This window comes from Nocardia sp. NPDC058705, from assembly GCF_042749305.1.
In the GTDB taxonomy this organism is placed as follows: Bacteria; Actinomycetota; Actinomycetes; order Mycobacteriales; family Mycobacteriaceae; genus Nocardia.
In genome coordinates this window covers 239,220-259,445 of the sequence record NZ_JBHYRN010000006.1, presented here as the reverse complement: position 1 = coordinate 259,445, position 20,226 = coordinate 239,220, and the positions used below count along the sequence as shown (strand labels likewise).

The following is a 20,226-nucleotide window of genomic DNA, read 5'->3' as shown; positions in this document are numbered from 1 at the left end:
TATCGGAATTCTCGAGGGAACACAAGCATGACTCGTCCGGCCAGGCAGCGCCCGACTCGCACTCGACGGCCCCATGTCGTGACCCTCCCGCAGCTCATGTCGGCCGCGGTCGAGGCCAACTCGGGCGGCACCGCCGTGGTGTTCGCCGACGGCACCGCCACCGTGGCGAGCCTCGGTTACGCCGAACTCGACGAGCGTTCGACACGGTTGGCCCGGTATCTGATCGACCTCGGCGTCGGCCCGGAGAGCCTGGTCGCGGTCGGAATTCCGCGGTCGATCGAGTCGGTGCTGGCCGTCTGGGCGGTGGCCAAGACCGGCGCGGGGTTCGTCCCGGTCGACCCGAACTACCCGGCCGACCGCGTCGCGCACATGGTCACCGACTCCGGTGCGGTGCTCGGCCTCACCGTCGAGGCGGTGCACGCGGACCTGCCGCTGGCGGTGCAGTGGCTGGTGCTCGACAACCCGGAATTCGCGGCACAGCTCGCCGAGTACCCGGTCGAGACCATCACCGGCGCCGAGCGGACCCGCCCGATCCGCGCCGAGCACCCGGCCTATGTCATCTACACCTCGGGTTCCACCGGCACACCGAAGGGTGTGGTGGTCACCCAGGCCGGGCTGGCCGGATTCTGTGAGGAGCAGCGCGAGCGCTACATGCTCACCCCGCAGGCGCGGACCCTGCACTTCGCCTCGCCCTCGTTCGACGCCTCGGTGCTCGAGTTGCTGCTCGCCCTCGGCGGCGGCGCGACGATGGTCGTCGTCTCGCCAGAGGTGCTCGGTGGCGACGACCTGGTAGCGCTGCTGCGCCGGGAACGGGTGACCCACGGTTTCATCACCCCCGCCGTGCTGGCCTCGATCGACCCGGCCGGACTCGACGACTTCCGGGTCGTCGTCGCGGGCGGCGAGGCCTGCCCGCCGGAATTGGTGCGGCGCTGGGCCATCGACGGCCGCGAGTTCTTCAACGGGTACGGCCCCACCGAGACCACGATCATGACCAACATCAGCGACCCGTTGGTCGCCGGTGAGCGGGTCACCATCGGCGCGCCGACTCGCGGCATCACCGAATTCGTTCTCGACGAACGACTTTCGGCCGTGCCGGACGGCGTGACGGGCGAGCTCTACATCACCGGTGCCCAGCTGGCGCGCGGCTACCACGATCGGTCCGCGCTCACCGCAGTGCGTTTCGTGGCGAACCCCTTCGACTCGGGTTCGCGGCTGTACCGCACCGGCGACCTGGTCCGCAGGTTGGCGAGCGGCGAGCTGGAATATCTGGGGCGCAACGATTTCCAGGTCAAGATCCGCGGTTTCCGGATCGAACTCGGCGAGATCGACGCCGTGCTCGCCGCGCACGACACCGTCGACTTCGCGGTCACCGTGGGCCACACCCTCGACACCGGCGCGACGATGCTGGCTGCCTACGTGCACGCCGCCACCGGCGCGCAGATCGATGTCGACGAACTCACCGCGCATGCCGCGCGCAGCCTGCCCGCGCACATGGTGCCGCAGTCGGTCACCGTCCTCGACCGGGTTCCGCTGACCCCCGTCGGCAAGCTGGACCGCGCGGCGCTGCCCGCACCGCAGTTGCGGGTCAAGGAGTTTCGCGCGCCCGAGGGCCGGTTCGAGAAACTGGTCGCGACGGTCTACGCCGAACTGCTCGAACCCACCGACCCGATCGGCGCCGACGACGACTTCTTCGAGCTCGGTGGCAACTCGCTGATCGCCACCCGGGTCGCGGCGCGCCTCGGCGCCGAGATCGCCGCGCGGGTGCCCGCCCGGTTGCTGTTCACCGCGACGACCGTGGCCGAACTCGCGGCCGAACTCGTCGGGCTGGCGGACCAGGACGCGCCTCGGCTGCCGTTGACGGCGATGCCGCGTCCTGACTACATTCCGCTGTCGCTGGCGCAGCAGCGCATGTGGTTCCTGTCCCAGTTCGACGCGGCCTCGGCGGCCAACAACATTCCGTTCGCGCTGCGGCTGACCGGCCCCCTCGACGTGGCGGCCCTGCGCGCGGCGTTCGCCGACCTGATCGAACGGCACGAGTCGCTGCGCACCGTCTACCCGGTGTTCGACGCGGGCACTGTCGTCGACGCCGCCCACCCGGCCGACGGCAGTGGCTATCAGCTGATCCTGCCCACCGAACAGGCTGTGCCGCAGCTACCTTCGCAGCCGATGACCGCCGACGAGATCCCCGGCTGGCTCGCCGGGCTTGCCTCGACCGGCTTCGACGTGGCGGCGCAGGTTCCGCTGCGGGTCGCACTGGCCGAGCTCGGCCCCGAAGAACACGTGCTGGCCGTGGTGGCCCACCACATCACCGCCGACGGCGCCTCGATCGGGCCGTTCGTGCGGGATCTGCTCACCGCGTTCCTCGCCCGTCGCGTCGGCGCGACACCGGTTTTCGCTCCGCTGGCCGTGCAGTACGCCGACTACACGCTGTGGCAGCGCGCGATGCTCGGTACCGAGCACGATCCGCGATCCTTGGCCACGGCCCAGATCCAGTACTGGCGTGACACTCTCGCAGGCGTACCGGACCGGCTGGATCTGCCCGCGGATCGGGCACGTCCGACCGTCGCCTCCGGGAGCGGCGCGGTGTTCTTCTTCGACGTCGATCCCGCGCTGCAGGCCCGGATCGACCAGCTCGCCCACGCGGGCGGTGCGTCGCCGTTCATGGTGGTGCACAGCGCGTTTGCCGCGTTGCTGGCGCGGCTGGCAGGTCAGGACGACATCGTCATCGGTTCGCCGGTCGCGGGCCGGGGCGAGGCGGCGCTGGACGATCTGGTCGGCATGTTCGTCAACACCCTGGTGCTGCGGACCAGGATCGATCCGTCGGCCTCGTTCGCCGAGCTGCTCGCGCAGGTGAAAGAGACCGACCTGGCAGCCTTTTCGCACAGCGAGCTGCCGTTCGAGCGGCTGGTCGAGGTGCTCGATCCGGTGCGCACGCAGGCGCATCATCCGCTGTTCCAGGTCGCGCTGTTCTTCAACAACTTCGACACGCCTCAGGTCGAGCTGCCGGGGCTGACGGCCGAGGCGGTCGAACTCGACGGCGCGGTGGCGAAATTCGATCTGCAGCTGTCGATCACGCCGAAGGGCGCGGGCAACGACGGTCTGACGGCCACGTTCACCTACGCCACCGAGCTGTTCGACGAAGCCACCGTCGCCGTGTTCGCCGAACGGTTCGTGCGGTTGCTGGAGTCGGTGACCGCCGCCCCCGATGCGGCCGTCGGCACCGTGGAACTGCTCGGTGAGTCCGAGCGGGAACGAATCCTGCGGGGCTGGAACGACACTCGCCAGATGCTGGCGCCGGAACTGCTCCTCGACGGCTACCGACGCGCCGTCCTCGACCATCCCGACGCGATCGCGGTGCACCACGAAGGCACCGAACTCACGTATCGCGAGTTCGATCAGCGGGTCAACCGCCTGGCCCGCCTGCTCATCGAGCGCGGCGTCGGCACGGAATCCCTTGTCGGCCTGGCACTGCGGCGCTCGCTGGACCTGGTCGTCGGCATGTATGCCATCGTCACCGCGGGCGGCGCGTACGTTCCGCTCGATCCCGATCACCCGGCCGAACGCATCGCCCACATCCTCGACACCGCCCAGCCCACCTGCGTGCTCTCCACCGGTGCCGACGCGGTGGCTGTACCCGCCGGAACCGAACTGGTACTGCTGGATTCGGTCGAGCTGAGCGGCTACGCCGACACCGAAGTCCGCCCGGCCGAACTGCTGCGCCCGGTGCGACCGGAGAACCCGGCCTACGTCATCTTCACCTCCGGCTCCACCGGCCGCCCCAAGGGCGTGGCCGTGTCGCACGCCGCCATCCACAATCAGACCGCGTGGATGCTGGCCGAATACCCGCTCGGCCCCGACGACGTGTACCTGCAGAAGACCGCCACCACCTTCGACGTGTCGCTGTGGGGCTATTTCATGCCGCTGCGCACCGGGGCGAAGCTGGTGGTCGCCACCCACGACGGGCACCGCGATCCGGCCTACGTCGCCGAAATGGTTGCCCGGCACGGGGTTACGGTCACCGACTTCGTGCCCTCGATGCTCACCGTCTTCGCCACCCACACCGCACCCGGCCTGCTCGACAGCCTGCGCGAGGTGTTCGTCATCGGCGAGGCGTTGCCGCCGGAGACCGTCGCCGCGTTCGCCGAGGTGTCGGCCGCGCGGGTGCACAACCTCTACGGGCCCACCGAGGCCGCGGTCTCGGTCACCTACTGGCAGGCCCGTGGCGACGAGCGCGGCTCGGTACCGATCGGCCTGCCCGAATGGAATGTCGAGGTCTACGTCCTGGACGGGCGCCTGCGTCCGGTCCCGGCCGGGGTCCCCGGTGAGCTGTATCTGGCCGGCGACCAGCTGGCCCGCGGCTATGTGCGCCGTCCCGATCTGACCTCGGATCGTTTCGTGGCGAGCCCGTTCGGTGACGGCGCCCGGATGTATCGCACCGGTGATCTCGTGCTGTGGCGGGCGGGCGTCGGTGAGCTGCCCGCGCGGCTGGACTACATCGGCCGCACCGACTTCCAGGTGAAGTTCCGTGGCCAGCGCATCGAACTCGGCGAGATCGAAACGGCGCTGCTGGCACAGCCTTCGGTGAGTCAGGTCGTCGCCTTGGTAATGGGTTCCGCGCTGGGTGACCAGCTGGTGGCCTACGCCGTACCGACCCCGGGACACGAGATCGAGCCCGACGCCTTGCGGGCCGCGATCACCGAAGTGCTTCCGGCGTACATGATTCCGTCGGTCATCGTGGCCCTGGAAGCGTTCCCGCTGAACCCCAGTGGCAAACTCGACCGAAAAGCCTTGCCGGAACCGGTATTCGGCGCGGGCGAGTTCCGTGCGCCGGCCACGCCGGTCGAGGAGATCGTGGCCAGTGCGTTCGCCGAGGTGCTCGGGATCGAGCGGGTCGGCGCCGACGACGACTTCTTCGCCCTCGGCGGCAACTCCCTGGTAGCCACCCAGGTGGTGGCCCGCCTCGGCGCCGCCCTCGGCGACCGGGTGCCGGTTCGCGCGCTGTTCGAAACACCCACCGTCACCGCGCTGGCCGCCGCGATCGGGACCGAACGACGCGGCGGTCCGGTCGTGGAGCTGGGCAGTATCGAACGCCCGCAACAACTTCCGCTGTCGCTGGCGCAGCAGCGCATGTGGTTCCTCAACCGCTTCGAAGACGGTGGCGACGGCGCGGCGAGCTCGGGCTCGGCGGCCTACAACCTGCCGTTCGCACTGCGGCTCACCGGCGACCTCGACGTCGCGGCGCTCAGTGCGGCCTTCGACGATGTGGTCGCCAGGCACGAAGTGCTGCGCACGGTCTACCCCGAGACCGCGGCGGGTCCGAGTCAGGTGGTGCTGCCGGTCGGCCCGTCGACCGGGCTGACCGCGACCACGGTGACGGCCGACCAGGTCGCCGCCGAGGTGTACGCCCTGGCGATGACGCCGTTCGACGTCACCCGCGATGTGCCGATCCGGGTTCGGTTGCTGGCGGTCGAACCCGAAGGCTCCCGGGAGTTCGTGCTGGCCGTGGTGGCCCACCACATCGCCGCCGACGGCTCCTCGATGGGCCCGCTGGTCCGCGACATCATGACCGCCTACGCCGCCCGCACCACCGGCGGCGAACCCGGCTGGGCGCCGCTGGCCGTGCAGTACGCCGACTACGCGCTGTGGCAGCGCGCGGTGCTCGGTGACGAGGACGTCGCGGATTCGGTCGCCGCCCGCCAGCTCGACTACTGGCGCACCGAACTCGCCGACCTGCCGGATCTGCTCGAACTGCCCGCCGACCGTCCGCGCCCGGCCGTGGCCTCGCTGGTGGGCGCCCGGCGCACCGTCGACATCAGCCCGGATGTCCACGCCGGGTTGGTGAAGCTGGCCCGCGAGCACAACGCGACGCTGTTCATGGTGGTACACACCGCCTTCGCCGTGCTCATGGCCCGGCTGTCGGGGTCGACCGACATCGCCATCGGTACCCCGGTGGCCGGGCGTGGTGAGCGCGAACTCGACGACTTGATCGGCATGTTCGTCAACACAGTCGTCTTCCGCACCCGCCTGCACGGCGGCGAGAGCTTCGCCGACCTCCTCGCAGCCCAGCGGGAAACCGACCTGGCCGCCTTCTCCCATGCCGACATCCCGTTCGAGCGCCTGGTCGAGGCGCTGAGCCCGCCCCGCACCACCGCGCACCACCCGCTGTTCCAGGTCGGCCTGTCCTTCCAGAACATGGCGCGCAGCGCACTGGAGCTGCCCGGCCTGACGGTGGCGCCGGTGAACGCGGACACCGATGTCTCCCAGTTCGATCTGCACCTGATCGTCTCCGACGGCTACGACGAAACCGGCGCGCCGACGGGCATCGGCGGCTTCCTCACCTACGCCACCGAGCTGTTCGACGAAGCGACCGTGGTGAGTTTCCTCGCTCGGCTCGACCGGCTACTCGCCGCTGTCGTCGCGGACGCCTCCGTGATGGTCGGCGACATCGAGCTGCTGGCACCGGCCGAACGCACCCAGATCCTCGACGCCCGCAACGCCACTACGAACCCGATCGATACCGAGGCCACCCTGGTCTCGCTGCTCGATGCGACGGTGGCCGCCGATCCGAAGGCGACCGCGCTGGTCGCCGACGACGGCCCCCACCCGTCGGCCGACCACGAACCCGCGTCGACGCGCCTCACCGACCCGTCGTCCGACCTGCGTCCCTCATCGACGCGCGGCGCTGTTCTTTCCTACGCCGAACTCGACGCGAAGGTGAATCGCCTTGCGCGGCACCTGATCTCGCTCGGTGTGGGCCCGGAGTCGCGGGTCGCGCTGGCGATGCGCCGCTCGGTGGACCTGGTCGTCGCGATGTACGCGGTCGCCAAGTCCGGTGGTGCGTATGTGCCGGTCGATCCCGATCAAGCGGCCGAGCGCACCGACTACATCCTCGAGACAGCAGCACCGGTCTGCGTGCTGACCAATGCCGAGTTCACCACTGATGCAGCCCCTGTGGTGCGTATCGACGAGCTGGGCTTGGAATCGTTCAGTGCCGCACCGATTTACGACATCGAGCGCACGAAGCCGCTGCGCCCGGAGAACACCGCGTACGTGATCTTCACGTCCGGCTCCACCGGTCGACCGAAGGGTGTGGCGGTTCCGCATGCCGCCGTGGTCAACCAGTTGCTCTGGAAGACAGCGGAATTCGACCTCGGCGCCGACGACGCGGTCCTGCTCAAGACCGCCGCCACCTTCGACCTCTCGGTCTGGGAATTCTGGTCGGCCGCCGTCGCGGGTGCTCGCCTGGTGATCGCCGCGCCCGACGGCCATCGCGATCCCGCCTACCTCGACGAGCTCATGGCCCGCGAGCGGGTCACCACCCTGCACGCCGTCCCCTCGATGCTCGACGCCCTGCTCACCACAGACGCTGCCGGACTCGCCGGCCTGCGCCGGGTGCTCGCCATCGGCGAGGCACTGCCCGCCACCGTGGCGCAACGCCTGCGCACGCGCTGCCCCGAGCTCGCGCTGTACAACCTCTACGGCCCCACCGAAGCCGCGGTATCGATCACCTCGCACCGGGTCACCGCCGCCGACACCGGGTCGGTCTCCATCGGCACCCCCGAATGGAACAGCCGCGTCTACGTGCTGGATTCGCGCCTGAACCCGGTACCTGACGGCGTCTCCGGTGAGCTGTATCTGTCCGGCGCCCAACTGGCCAGGGGCTACCACGGCCTCCCCGCCATGACCGCCGACCGCTTCGTCGCCGACCCCTTCGGCCCCGCAGGTGCTCGCATGTACCGCACCGGCGACCTGGTGGCCTGGCGCTGTATTGACGGCGAACTGGACTACCGCGGCCGCACCGACTTCCAGGTGAAGATCCGCGGCTTCCGTATCGAACTCGGCGAGATCGAGGCCGCACTGCTCGCGCTGCCCGAGATCGCCAAGGCCGCGGTCATCGCCAAGTCCGACCCGCTGACCGGCGACCGACTGGTGGCCTATCTGGTCGGTGCCGCGTCGAAGGGTGCGGCGCAAGGGGGCGGGCAGTCCGTCGGCGCTGGCGCGTCGTCGCTGACCGCTACGAGCGAACTGGATCCGCCCACTCGCGGCCGCGCGCACTCGGTCGCCGATCAGGCTGGTGACGCGAATATAGATGTGACACAGATCAAGTCGGTGCTATCGGCCGGGCTGCCGTCCTACATGGTGCCCGCCGCGTTCGTCGTCATGGACGCGCTGCCGCTGAACGTGAACGGCAAGCTCGACCGAAAGGCGTTGCCGGAGCCGGAGTTCGAGGCCCAGACCTTCCGCGCGCCGTCGACCCCGATCGAGGAGATCGTGGCTGGGGTGTTCGCCGATGTGCTCGGTGCCGACCGTGTCGGTGCCGACGACGACTTCTTCGCCCTCGGCGGTAACTCGCTGCTGGCCACCCAGGTCGCGGCCCGCCTCGGCGCCGCGTTCGACACCCGCGTCCCGGTGCGCGTGCTGTTCGAAGCGAGCACGGTGGCCGCCTTGGCGGTCAAGGTCGAGCGATACCAGGGCGCTGGTGGCAGGGTCGCGCTCACCCCGCGCGAGCGGCCTGCTCGCATTCCGCTGTCGCTGGCCCAGCAGCGCATGTGGTTCGTCAACCAGTTCGATACCGCCGCCGCGGTGTACAACGTGCCCGCCGCAGTACAGCTCACCGGTGCGATCGATGTCGAGGCGCTGCGTGCGGCGGTCGTCGATGTGCTGAGCAGGCACGAAGTGCTGCGCACGGTCTACCCCCAGACCGACGGTGTCCCCGAACAGGTCGTGCTGGCGACCAACGGCGACATTCCGCGGCTCGGGGTCGGGTCGGTGACACGTGCCGAGCTGCGGACGCGGATCACCGCCATCGCGAGCGCCGGGTTCGACGTGACGACCGAGGTGCCGGTGCGCGCGGAGTTGCTGCGGATCACCGACGCCGAGGACGACGAGAACGTGCTGGTCCTGGTCGCCCATCACATCGCGGCCGACGGCTGGTCGATGGCGCCGCTGACCCGCGACCTGATGATCGCCTATGCGGCCCGCTCGGCCGGCGCCGCGCCGGGCTGGGCGCCGCTTCCGGTCCAGTACGCCGACTTCAGTCTGTGGCAGCGGGAATCGCTCGGCGACGAGTCCGATCCGGCCAGTGTGCTCGCCGCGCAGGCGAACTACTGGCGTACCGCACTGTCCGGTGCGCCCGATGAGCTGAACCTGCCCACCGACCGGATGCGACCCGCGCGGGCGACATATCGGGGTGGCCGCGTGGTCTTCGCCATCGATCCCGACCTGGCCGCCGGATTGCACCGGGTCGCCCGCGAACACAACGCGACCTTGTTCATGGTGGCCCACGCCGCCCTCGCGGTGCTGCTGGCACGACTGTGTGGCACCGCCGATGTCGTGATCGGCACGCCGATCGCGGGTCGCGGCGAGGCCGAGCTGGACGAGCTCGTCGGCATGTTCGTCAACACCTTGGTGCTGCGCACCGAAGTCGACGAGCGTGGCGACTTCGCCGCGCTGCTCGAGCAGGTCAGGTCGGTCGACCTGGCGGCCTTCGCGCACGCGGACATGCCGTTCGAGCGGTTGGTGGAATTGGTCGAGCCGCACCGCTCGCCCGCCCGCAACCCACTGTTCCAGGTGGCGCTGGCACTGCAGAACGTACCGGAGAGTTCCTTCGAGCTACCCGGATTGCGGGTCGCCGCAGCCGAATTCGACGCCGACAGCACCAAGTTCGATCTGCAGCTCACCTTGCGCGAGCAGGGCGCCGACAACGGGATCTACGCCGAATTGGGTTTCGCGCGTGATCTTTTCGATGAGCAGACGGTGGCCGGTTTCGCTGCGCGGTACCAGCGGATCCTGACCGCGATCGCGGCGAGTCCGGTACCGGTCATCGGTGACCTCGAGCTGCTCGACACCGCTGAACAGGCCGAATTGCTCACGCGCGGCAGCATTCCCGGCGCGGGGCGCGACACGTTGGCCGACATTCTCACGGCTGCGGTGGCCGCCGACGGCGACCGGATCGCGGTGATCGACGGTGACCGTTCGATCACCTATGCCGAGCTGGATCGGGTGTCCTCGCAGCTGGCTCGAGCGCTCATCGTCGGTGGCGCCGGTCCGGAGAAGACTGTCGCGATCGCGATTCCACGGTCTGCGGACAACATCGTCGCGATCTGGGCGGTCGTCAAAACGGGGGCAGCGTTCCTGCCGGTGGATCCGCGCTATCCCAGCGACCGCTTGCGTCACATGATGTCGGATTCCGGTGCGATTCTGGGGGTTACGGTCGCCGCGGAGGTGGCTGCGCTGCCGCTGCCCGCGTCGGGTGCGTGGTTCGTGCTCGACGATCCGGTCGTCGGTTCGTATTCGTCGGCGCCGCTGCCGGATGCCGAACGGCTCGCGCCGCTGCGCCGGGACAATGCGGCCTACATGATCTACACCTCGGGCTCCACGGGATTGCCCAAGGGCGTGACGGTGACCCATGCCGGTATCGCCGATTTCGCGGACACCGAAACCGCGCTGATGGGTGTCGGCGGTGATTCGCGGGTGCTGACGTTCGCGTCGCCGTCGTTCGACGCGTCGCTGCTGGAATTCCTGCTTGCCTTCCGGGCCGCCGCGACACTGGTGATCAGTCCGCCCGGTGTGGTCGGCGGTGCCGAGCTGGCGCAGGTCGTACGCGCGAATCGAGTGACACACGCGTTCCTGACGCCGCTGGTGGCGGCATCGATCGCGACCGAGTCGATGCCCTCGCTCACCGAGCTCGCGGTGGGTGGGGACAAGGTCCCCGCGGAGCTGGTGTCGGCGTGGTCCGCCGCGGGCAGCCGGACCAGGATCCGCAATATGTACGGGCCGACCGAGGCCACTGTCGCCAGCAATATCTCGGCTCCGCTGCGGCCGGGGCAGGCGGTGCTGCTCGGCGCCGCGATCCCCGGCGCGCGCACGCTGGTGCTGGATTCGCGGTTGCGCCCGGTGCCCGACGGTGTCGCCGGTGAGCTGTACCTGGGTGGGCCCGCGTTGGCTCGCGGCTATCACGCCAGGCCGGATCTGACGGCGAGCCGTTTCGTCGCCGATCCGTTCGGCGAAGCCGGTTCGCGGCTCTATCGCACCGGCGACCTGGTGCGCTGGGTCCGTCCGGCCGACGGTGGCCAACCGCAGTTGGAGTACCTGGGCCGCACCGACTTCCAGGTGAAGGTGCGCGGTTTCCGGATCGAGCTGGGCGAGATCGATACCGTGCTCGAAGACCATGCCGACGTCGAGTTCGTCGTCACGGTCGGCGCCGACACACCCGCGGGCAGTACCGCGCTGGTCTCCTATGTGGTGCCGGTCAAGGGCAGGCAGATCGTGCCCTCGGAGCTCACCGCCCACGCCGCACGCAGGTTGCCCGCGCACATGGTGCCATCGGTGATCATGGCGCTGGATGCGGTGCCGCTGACGCCTGTTGGCAAGCTGGACCGGAATGCGTTGCCCGCGCCGGTGTTCGAACAGGCAGTCTTCCGGCCTGCCCAGACCCCGAATGAGATCGCTGTCGCACAGGCGTTCGCCGACGTGCTCGGACTCGCCGAGGTCGGACTCGACGACGACTTCTTCGCCCTCGGCGGAAACTCGCTGTCGGCCAGCCAGGTTGTCGCCCGGCTGCGGGCCGCGACGGGTGCCGACCTCACCGTTGCCTCGTTCTTCAGCTCCTCCACCGTCGCCCAGCTGGCCGAGCGGACGACGACAGGCGGTAGCGGGAAAGCTGACTTCGAGTCCGCGCTCGGCGTGCTGTTGCCGATCCGCGCGGAGGGCACCGCGCCCCCGCTGATCTGCCTGCACCCGATGTCGGGTCTGGCCTGGGTGTACTCGGGTCTGGCCGAGCATCTGCCCGCGGGCAGACCGATTCTGGGTATCCAGTCCCCGGCGCTGACCGAGCCGGATTTCCGGCCCGCCACCGCGCGTGAACTGGTCGAGCGTTATGTCGCCGAAGTCCGTGCCGCGCAGCCGCACGGGCCGTATCACCTGCTCGGCTGGTCACTCGGCGGCACGCTCGCCCATGCGGTCGCCACCGAGCTGCGGGCCGTCGGCGAACAGGTGGATCTGGTGGCGATGCTCGACAGCGTGCCGGGCGCGGACATGGACGGGTTCCGGGCCGAACTGCGCCAGGCATTCGTCGATATGGGTGTGCCCGACGAACAGCTGCCGCCGACCGATCGCCTGCACGATCTCGATGACGAGGCGATGTCGGCGCTGTCCGCGCTGGTGGCCGGGGATTCGCCGCTGACCGCCGAGCAGTTCGCCGGAATGTACCGTGGCGCACTACATCTGGTGGAGTTGGCGGCCACGGTGGAACCGGCGGTCTTCGACGGTGATCTGACATACTTCACCGCGATGGTCGCCACCGAAGGCGCGCGGCCGCACGGCGGGGCCTCGCTGTGGCGCCACCATGTCGCCGGGGTGATCGCCGACCACGCGGTGGTCGCGACGCACCAGGGGATGACCGCACCCGCGGCGCTGGCGACGATCGCACCGGTCCTCGCGGAGCTGCTCGACTCGTCGCCGATAGCTACTCGGACTCTGTAATTGCGCAGGTCGACGCGGGTATAACCGGATCCTGCGATACCTGTCCGTAATCCACTGCATGGGCACTACGATTCCGAAACGTTGGAGTGGGTGTGTCCTGGCGCACACCTCGGCGACGGTCGGCAACTGCTGTGTAGGTGTGGCTATGCTGTGTCCGACTCGGCTGCCGGACGCGAGAGGTTGATTTGTCTGTGGAAACCCCCCGCCGTACGGACCGTGCCGGTCGCCGACGGGCGGTCGGCGCACCCCTGTTCGGTCAGCTGCTCACGGCCGCCGTGGAATCCGCAGCCGATTCGATCGCGCTTCGCTTTAACCCGACGGGCGAGCCCGGCGCGCAACGACAACTCACCTATCGCGAGCTCGACGAGCAATCCTCGCGCCTGGCACGTGAACTCGTCGACCGTGGCATGGGCGCCGGCGATGTCGTCGCGATCGCGATCGCCCGCTCGATCGAATCTGTGCTCGCGGTCTGGGCGATCGCCAAGACCGGCGCCGCGTTCGTGCCGGTGGACCCCGCCTACCCCGCCGATCGGATCGCCCACATCGTCGCCGATTCCGGCGCGAGCATCGGCCTGACCACCGCCGCGCACCGCGCCCGCCTCGGCACCACCGCGTACTGGATCGAACTCGACGATCCCGTTGTCGCCGAGCGCATCGCCGTGCGACCAGGGCACACGGTCAGTTATGCCGACCGGGTCCGCCCGATCGACGAGGACAACCCCGCCTACGTCATCTACACCTCCGGCTCCACCGGCAAGCCAAAGGGTGTCGTGGTGACCCATGCCGGGCTGGGCACGCTGGTCGCCGCCGAGCGCGAGCACTTCGGCGTGGAACCGGATTCGCGGGTGCTGCATGTTTGCTCGCCGAACTTCGATGTGTCGGTGCTCGAGCTGCTGTTGCCGTTCGGCGTCGGTGCGACACTGGTGATCTCGCCGCCGCGGGTGTTCGGCGGGCACGAACTGTCGGACCTCTTGCGCCGCGAGCGCGCGACCCATCTGCTGATCACCCCGGGCGCACTGGAATCCGTCGATTCGGCCGGGCTGCCGGATCTGACGACGGTGATCGTCGCGGGCGACAGGTTCGGTCCGGAACTGGTCGGGCGCTGGGCCAGGGACGGGAGGGCCTTCTACAACGGGTACGGGCCGACCGAGGCGACCATCCTCGCCACCAGTACCGCGGCGCTGGCGCCGCACGCGCCGATCACCATCGGCACCGCGGTGCCCGGCATGGGGCTCTACGTGCTCGACCCGCGGTTGCGGCCGGTGCCCGCCGGAGTCGTCGGCGAACTGTACCTATCGGGCCCCGCGCTCGCGCAGGGGTATCTGGGCAGGCCGGGGCTGACTTCGCAACGTTTCGTCGCCTCGCCGTTCGGGCCGGGCAGGCTGTACCGCACCGGTGATCTGGTGCGCCGCTACGACCACGACGGCACGCTGGAATACCTGGGCCGCACCGACTTCCAGGTGAAGGTGCGCGGTTTCCGGATCGAGCTCGGCGAGATCGACAACGCGCTCACCGCGCACCCCGACCTCGATTACGCGGTGACTCTCGGCCGGGCGACACCCTCGGGTGCGACGGCCCTGGTCGCCTATGTACTGCCCCGCGTCGGGGCCACGGTGGACACCGGCGAGCTGGCGGAATTCATCGGGGAATCGTTGCCCGCGTACATGATTCCGTCGGTGATCATGGTCCTCGACGAGCTGCCGCTGACCACGGTCGGCAAGCTCGATCGGGCCGCGCTGCCGACGCCGGTGTTCGCGGTGCGCGGTTTCCGTGCGCCCGCCACCCCGGCCGAGCAGGTGGTCGCCGATGTGTTCGCCGCGCTGTTGCTGCGCGACGGTGCGGGCCGGGTCGGCGCCGACGACGACTTCTTCGAACTCGGTGGCGATTCGTTGCTCGCCGCACAGGCCGTGGCCCGCATCGGCGCCGCGCTGGACATGCGGGTGCCGGTGCAGACCGTCTTCGAGGCGCCCACCGTCGCGGCGCTGGCCAATCGCGCCGAGCAGCAACGGCTTTCGGCGCATGCGCTGCCGCTCACGCCGCGTCCGCGCCCCGAGCTGATCCCGCTGTCCTACGCCCAGCAGCGGATGTGGTTCCTCAACCGCTTCGATCCCGCCTCGGCCATGGACAACATCCCGGTCGCGGTGCGCCTGTCCGGACGCCTCGACCTGCCCGCCCTGCGCGGTGCGATCGCCGACCTGATCGCACGCCACGAAGTTCTTCGCACCGTCTACCCGGCGTCGAGTGGGTCCGTGGGCAGCGCCTTCGGTGGCGCCGGGCAGGATTTTTCGGCCGAGGGCGGGGGCGCGGTGCTCGACGGGGAAGGCCACCAGGTGGTGCTCGCCGCGGGCGACCCCGCCGCGATCCCCGACTTCGATGTTGTCGAAGTACCGGAGGACGAGGTGACCGAGGCGATCGGCGCCGTCGCGCTGATCGGCTTCGACGTCACCGCCGGGCCGCCGGTGCGAGTGCGGGTGCTCGCCCTGTCCGAGACCGAGCATGTCGTGGTCTGCGTGGTGCACCACATCGCCGCCGACGGTTTCTCGTTCGCGCCGCTCATCCGCGATCTGCTCACCGCCTACGCCGAGCGGCGCGGCGGCGGCGCACCGCATTGGCCGCCGCTGCCGGTGCAGTACGTGGACTACACGCTGTGGCAGCGCGAACTGCTCGGCGCCGAGACCGACCCGGACTCGCTGCTCGCCGCGCAACTCGCCTTCTGGGATGCGACCCTGTCCGGCTTGCCCGAACAGCTCGAACTGCCCACCGACCGGCCCCGCCCCGCCGTGTCGAGCCGGGCGGGCGGCACGTTGAGCATTCAGGTGCCCGCGTCGGTGCACGCCGGTCTGTCCGCACTGGCCCGGGTGCACAACGCCACCCTGTTCATGGTTGTGCACACCGCGCTGGCCGTGCTGCTGGCCCGGCTCTCCGGCACCCGCGACATCGCGATCGGCACCCCGGTCGCAGGCCGCGGTGAGCAGGCCCTCGACGAGCTGATCGGCATGTTCGTCAACACCCTTGTCCTGCGCACCGAGGTGGATTCCGGGGTCGGCTTCACCGACCTGCTCACCGAGGTCCGCGCCCGCGACCTCGCGGCTTTCGGCCATGCGGATGTCCCGTTCGAACGGCTCGTCGAACTGCTCGAGCCGGTGCGTTCGACCGCGCGCCACCCGCTGTTCCAGGTGATGCTGACCTTCCAGAACCTGGGCCGCACCGAGCTCGCGCTGCCCGGCCTCGCTGTGTCCGCCGCCGATTTCACCGTCCCGTTGGCGAAGTTCGACCTGCAGGTGGAACTCGTCGAACACATCGGCGAAGACGGTGCACCGCAGGGCATGGCGGCCAATTTCGTCTACGCCACAGACCTTTTCGACCGTGGCACCGTCGCCGACTTCGCCGACCGCTGGACCAGGGTCCTCGCCGCGGTCGTCGCGAATCCGTCGCGGCCGGTCGGCGATATCGACGTGCTCGCCCCCGGGGAACGCGAATTCGTGCTCCGCGAAGGGACTTCGGCCGGTGTCCCGGTGCCGGAGGTGACCCTCGCCGATCTGATCAGCGCCCAGGCCCAGCAGCGGCCCGATGCGATCGCGGTCAAGGCGGGGGAGCGGTCCCTCACTTTCGCCGACCTCATCGGCCGCGCCTCGGCACTGGCCCGCGCGCTCATCGCGAACGGCGCCGGACCGGAAACCCTGGTGGCCGTTGCCGTTCCACGCACCGAAGAACTGCCGGTCGCTTTACTGGCCGTGCTGCTGTCGGGCGCCGGGTATCTGCCGATCGACTCCGGATACCCCATGCAGCGCCTGGAATACGTGATCGCCGACGCGAAACCCACTGTGCTGCTTTCGACCTCGGCCGACTACGAACTGCTCGGGGCGCCCGCCGCCGGTGATCCGCTGTCGACGGTGCCGCTGGGAACCGCGCTGGCGAAGCTGCCGGTGGTGCTGCTCGACGACGACCTCGACTTCGCCGCCACACCGCTGCGGTCGTCGGAACGCCACGTCCCCCTGCGTCCCGATCACCTGGCCTACGTCATCTACACCTCGGGCTCCACCGGCCTGCCCAAGGGCGTCGGCGTGACCCATCGCAATGTGCTCGAACTGTTCGCCAACACCCAGCTCCTGTTCGACTTCGACGCCGACGACGTGTGGACGGTGTTCCACTCCTTCGCCTTCGACTTCTCGGTCTGGGAACTGTGGTGCGCGCTGGCGGGCGGTTCGTCGGTGGTCGTGGTGGACCACCTGACCTCGCGCTCGCCGAACGAGTTCCGCCAGCTGCTGGCTCGTGAACAGGTGACGGTGCTGAGCCAGACCCCCACCGCCTTCGCCCAGCTCGACGAGGCCGACCGCGCCGCCCAGGCGGCGGGCGCCACCCCGCTGCCGCTGCGCTATGTGGTCTTCGGCGGCGAGGTGCTCGACCCCCGCAAACTCAACCGCTGGTACGACCGCTACGGAAACGGCTCGGGCGCACCGGAACTCGTCAATATGTACGGCATCACCGAGACCGCCGTTCACGTCTCGCACCAGGTCTTGACCACGCGGGCCACCGAGATCGGGGACGCCGACCACGCCGCCGAACTGCCCGGCAGTCTCATCGGTCGCGCACTGCCCGGCCTGTCGGTGGTCGTCCTCGACGACCGACTGCGCCCGGTCCCGTTCGGGGTGGCGGGCGAGCTCTACATCGCGGGCAAGCAACTCGCGCGCGGCTACCTCGGCAAGCCGGGCCTGACCGCGACGCGCTTCGTCGCCGACCCGTTCGGCGAACCGGGCGCCCGTCGCTACCGCTCCGGTGACCTCGGCCGCTGGATCGGTTTCCGCGGCGCCCCCACCCTCGAATACGGCGGTCGCGGCGATCAGCAGGTCCAGTTGCGTGGCTTTCGGATCGAACCGGGCGAGATCGAGGCGGCCCTGCTGTGCGTGCCCGGCGTCGGACAGGCCGCGGTGATCGTGCGTGCCGACGAACACGCGGGCGACCGCCTGATCGCCTATGTGGTCCCGGCCTCGGAGGTGGTACCCGCTGCCGTTCCGAAGGGTCCGGTGGGGGCTCGTTTCGGCCGCCCCGATGCCGACGCCGAGTCCGCGGACGAACCCACCGCGCTCGACCCCGTGGCAGTGCGCACCGCCGTCGGCGAATTCCTGACCGGTTACATGGTTCCCGACGCCGTGGTGGTGGTCGCGGAACTGCCGATGACCACCAACGGCAAACTCGACCGGGCCGCGCTGCCCGCGCCGGAGTTCACCGCCGCCACCGTCTTCCGCGCCCCGACCACCCCCATCGAACTCAGCGTCGCCGAGGTCTTCGCGACCCTGCTCGGCGTGCCCGAAATCGGCCTGGACGACAACTTCTTCGACCGCGGCGGCAACTCGCTGCTGGCCACCAGGGCCATCGCCCGCATCGACCAGGCGCTGAGCACCGATCTGGTGGTGCGTGACCTGTTCGAGGCGCCGACGGTCGGCTCGCTGGCCGCCCGCGTGCGTCCCGGTTCGGTGGCCGCGCCGCGCCCGCCGCTCACCCCGGCGCCCGAGCGCGGCGTCATCCCGCTCTCGCCCGCGCAGCAGCGGATGTGGTTGCTCAACCGCATCGACCCCGACTCCCCGGCCTACAACATCCCGCTGGTGCTGCGGCTGCGCGGCACCCTCGACACCTCGGCGCTGCGCTACGCCGTCGCCGATGTGCTCGAACGGCACGAGGCACTGCGCACCCGTTTCCCCGCCGACGGCCCGGAAGCTGTTCCCTACCAGGAGATCCTGCCTGTCAGCGCGGTCCTGCCGACCGGCCTGCCGATCGAGGAGTGCGACGATCCGCAGGATCGGGTAACACGTTTGCTCGCAGGCGGATTCGACGTCGCCGAGCGAGTTCCGTTGCGCGCCGGTCTGTTCACGGTCCCCGGCGAGGATCCGCTGGCCGAGGAAGAGCATGTGCTCGCCGTGGTGGTGCAGCACATCATCGCCGACGGCGCCTCGCTCGCACCCCTCGCTCGCGACCTGGCGATCGCCTACCGAGCGCGCGTGGAAGGCCGCTCCCCGAGCTGGGCGCCCCTACCCGTGCAGTACGCCGACTACGCCCTGTGGCAGCGCGCGGTCCTCGGCTCCGAAGACGACGAGACCTCCACCGCCGCACGGCAGTTGGATTTCTGGCGAACCGGACTGGCCGGGTTGTCGGGCACGGTCGAACTGCCCTACGACCACCCGCGCCCACCGCACGCCTCGCTGCGCGGTGCGCAGGTGCTCACCACGCTGCCCGCCGAGATCCACGTCGCACTGGCCGAGATCGCCCGCGAGCACAACGCCTCGCTGTTCATGGTCGTGCACGCGGTACTGGCCGCGCTGCTCGCGCGGATCTCCGGCAGCACCGATATCGCGATCGGCACCCCGATCTCCGGGCGCGGCGAACCCGAACTCGACGACCTCGTCGGCATGTTCGTCAATACCCTCACCCTGCGCACCCAGGTGGACCCGCAGCGCGGATTCGACGAATTGGTCAGCACCGCACGCGAAGTCGGCCTCGCCGCGTTCGCCAACGCCGACCTGCCGTTCGAGCGCATCGTCGAGGAGGTGGCGCCCACCGGCACGACCTCGCACAATCCGCTGTTCCAGGTGGCGCTCTCGTTCCACAACACCGAGACGCCCGCGCTGCGCCTGCCCGGCCTCACGATCGAGGCGATGGACCGCACCGCCCGCTCGGCCAAGGTCGACCTGCAGGTCAACGTGGAGCCACACCTCACCGCGACCGGCGAACCCGATCAGCTCGGCGTCGTGATCACCTATGCCACCGACCTTTTCGAGGAGCCCACGATCGCCACGATCGTGCGCGGGCTCACCGAACTCGTCACCGCCGTGGCCGCCGATCCAGCAGTCCGCATCGGTGACATCGACCTGCGCGACGCCGACGAACGCGAACGCGCGCTGACCGCGGCCGCCTACGCGCCCGCACCGTCGGCCAACGGGGCCGCACTGGCACAGGAACTGGCCGCCGCCGTCGACGAGGACCCGGACGCGCCCGCCATCGACCTCGGCGGCGAGGAACTCACCTATCATCAGTTCGACGCCCGCTCTTCGCAATTGGCGCGGTCGCTGATCGCGCGCGGTGCCGGGCCCGGCACCGGTGTCGCGGTGCGCCTCGATCGCAACGTGCACGCCGCGATCGCCACCTGGGCCGTGCTCAAGGCGGGCGCCGCGCTGGTGCCGCTGATGTCGATGGACGCGTACCTGCCCGACCAGGTCGAGGTGAAGCTGGGCTTGGCCTTCGACATCCTCGACCCGCCGGACGGTCTGGACTGGTACGACCTGTCCGACCCCGCGCTGGTGGCCGAACTGGCCGCCGAATCGCCGCGCCCGATCGGCTACGCCCACCGGACCCGCGCCCTGCGTGGTGACGATGTGGCCTTCGTCGGCGGCGATCGTTGCCTGAGCTACGACGTCCTCGCCGGTGCGGCCGGGCGGGTGGTCGGGCAGGCCGGGCTCACCTACGAATCACGCACCAGAGCAGCCGGACGGCCGGATTCGGTGGCCGGTGTGCTGGAGATCGTCGCGGCGAGCATCGCCGGTGCGACCCTGGTGCTCGCGCCCGAGGACGGCACCGACGAGGTGAGCCATGTGTTCACCGAGTCGGCGGTGGCCGTCGCGGCACCGGGTGACGGTGCAGGCGCGACCATAGTCGCGCTGAGTGAGATGATCGGCAACGCCGGACAGTCGCAACAGCGTCACGCGGCAGTCGGGATGGATAGAACAGGTGGTTAGTGCATGACTGGGCAGC

At 69.9% G+C, this 20,226-nt stretch carries 2 protein-coding genes; both read left to right on the top strand.

Annotation, left to right across the window (positions count from 1 at the left end; translation table 11 throughout):
- Positions 1-78 precede the first annotated feature (78 nt).
- Complete coding sequence (locus ACFW6D_RS11395; protein WP_379327147.1) at positions 79-12,483, top strand: amino acid adenylation domain-containing protein; 12,405 nt, start codon at positions 79-81, stop codon at positions 12,481-12,483.
- A gap of 191 nt (positions 12,484-12,674) precedes the next feature.
- Entirely contained in the window at positions 12,675-20,210 is a 7,536-nt protein-coding gene (locus ACFW6D_RS11390; protein ID WP_379327145.1) for an amino acid adenylation domain-containing protein, read from the top strand.
- Positions 20,211-20,226 lie beyond the last annotated feature (16 nt).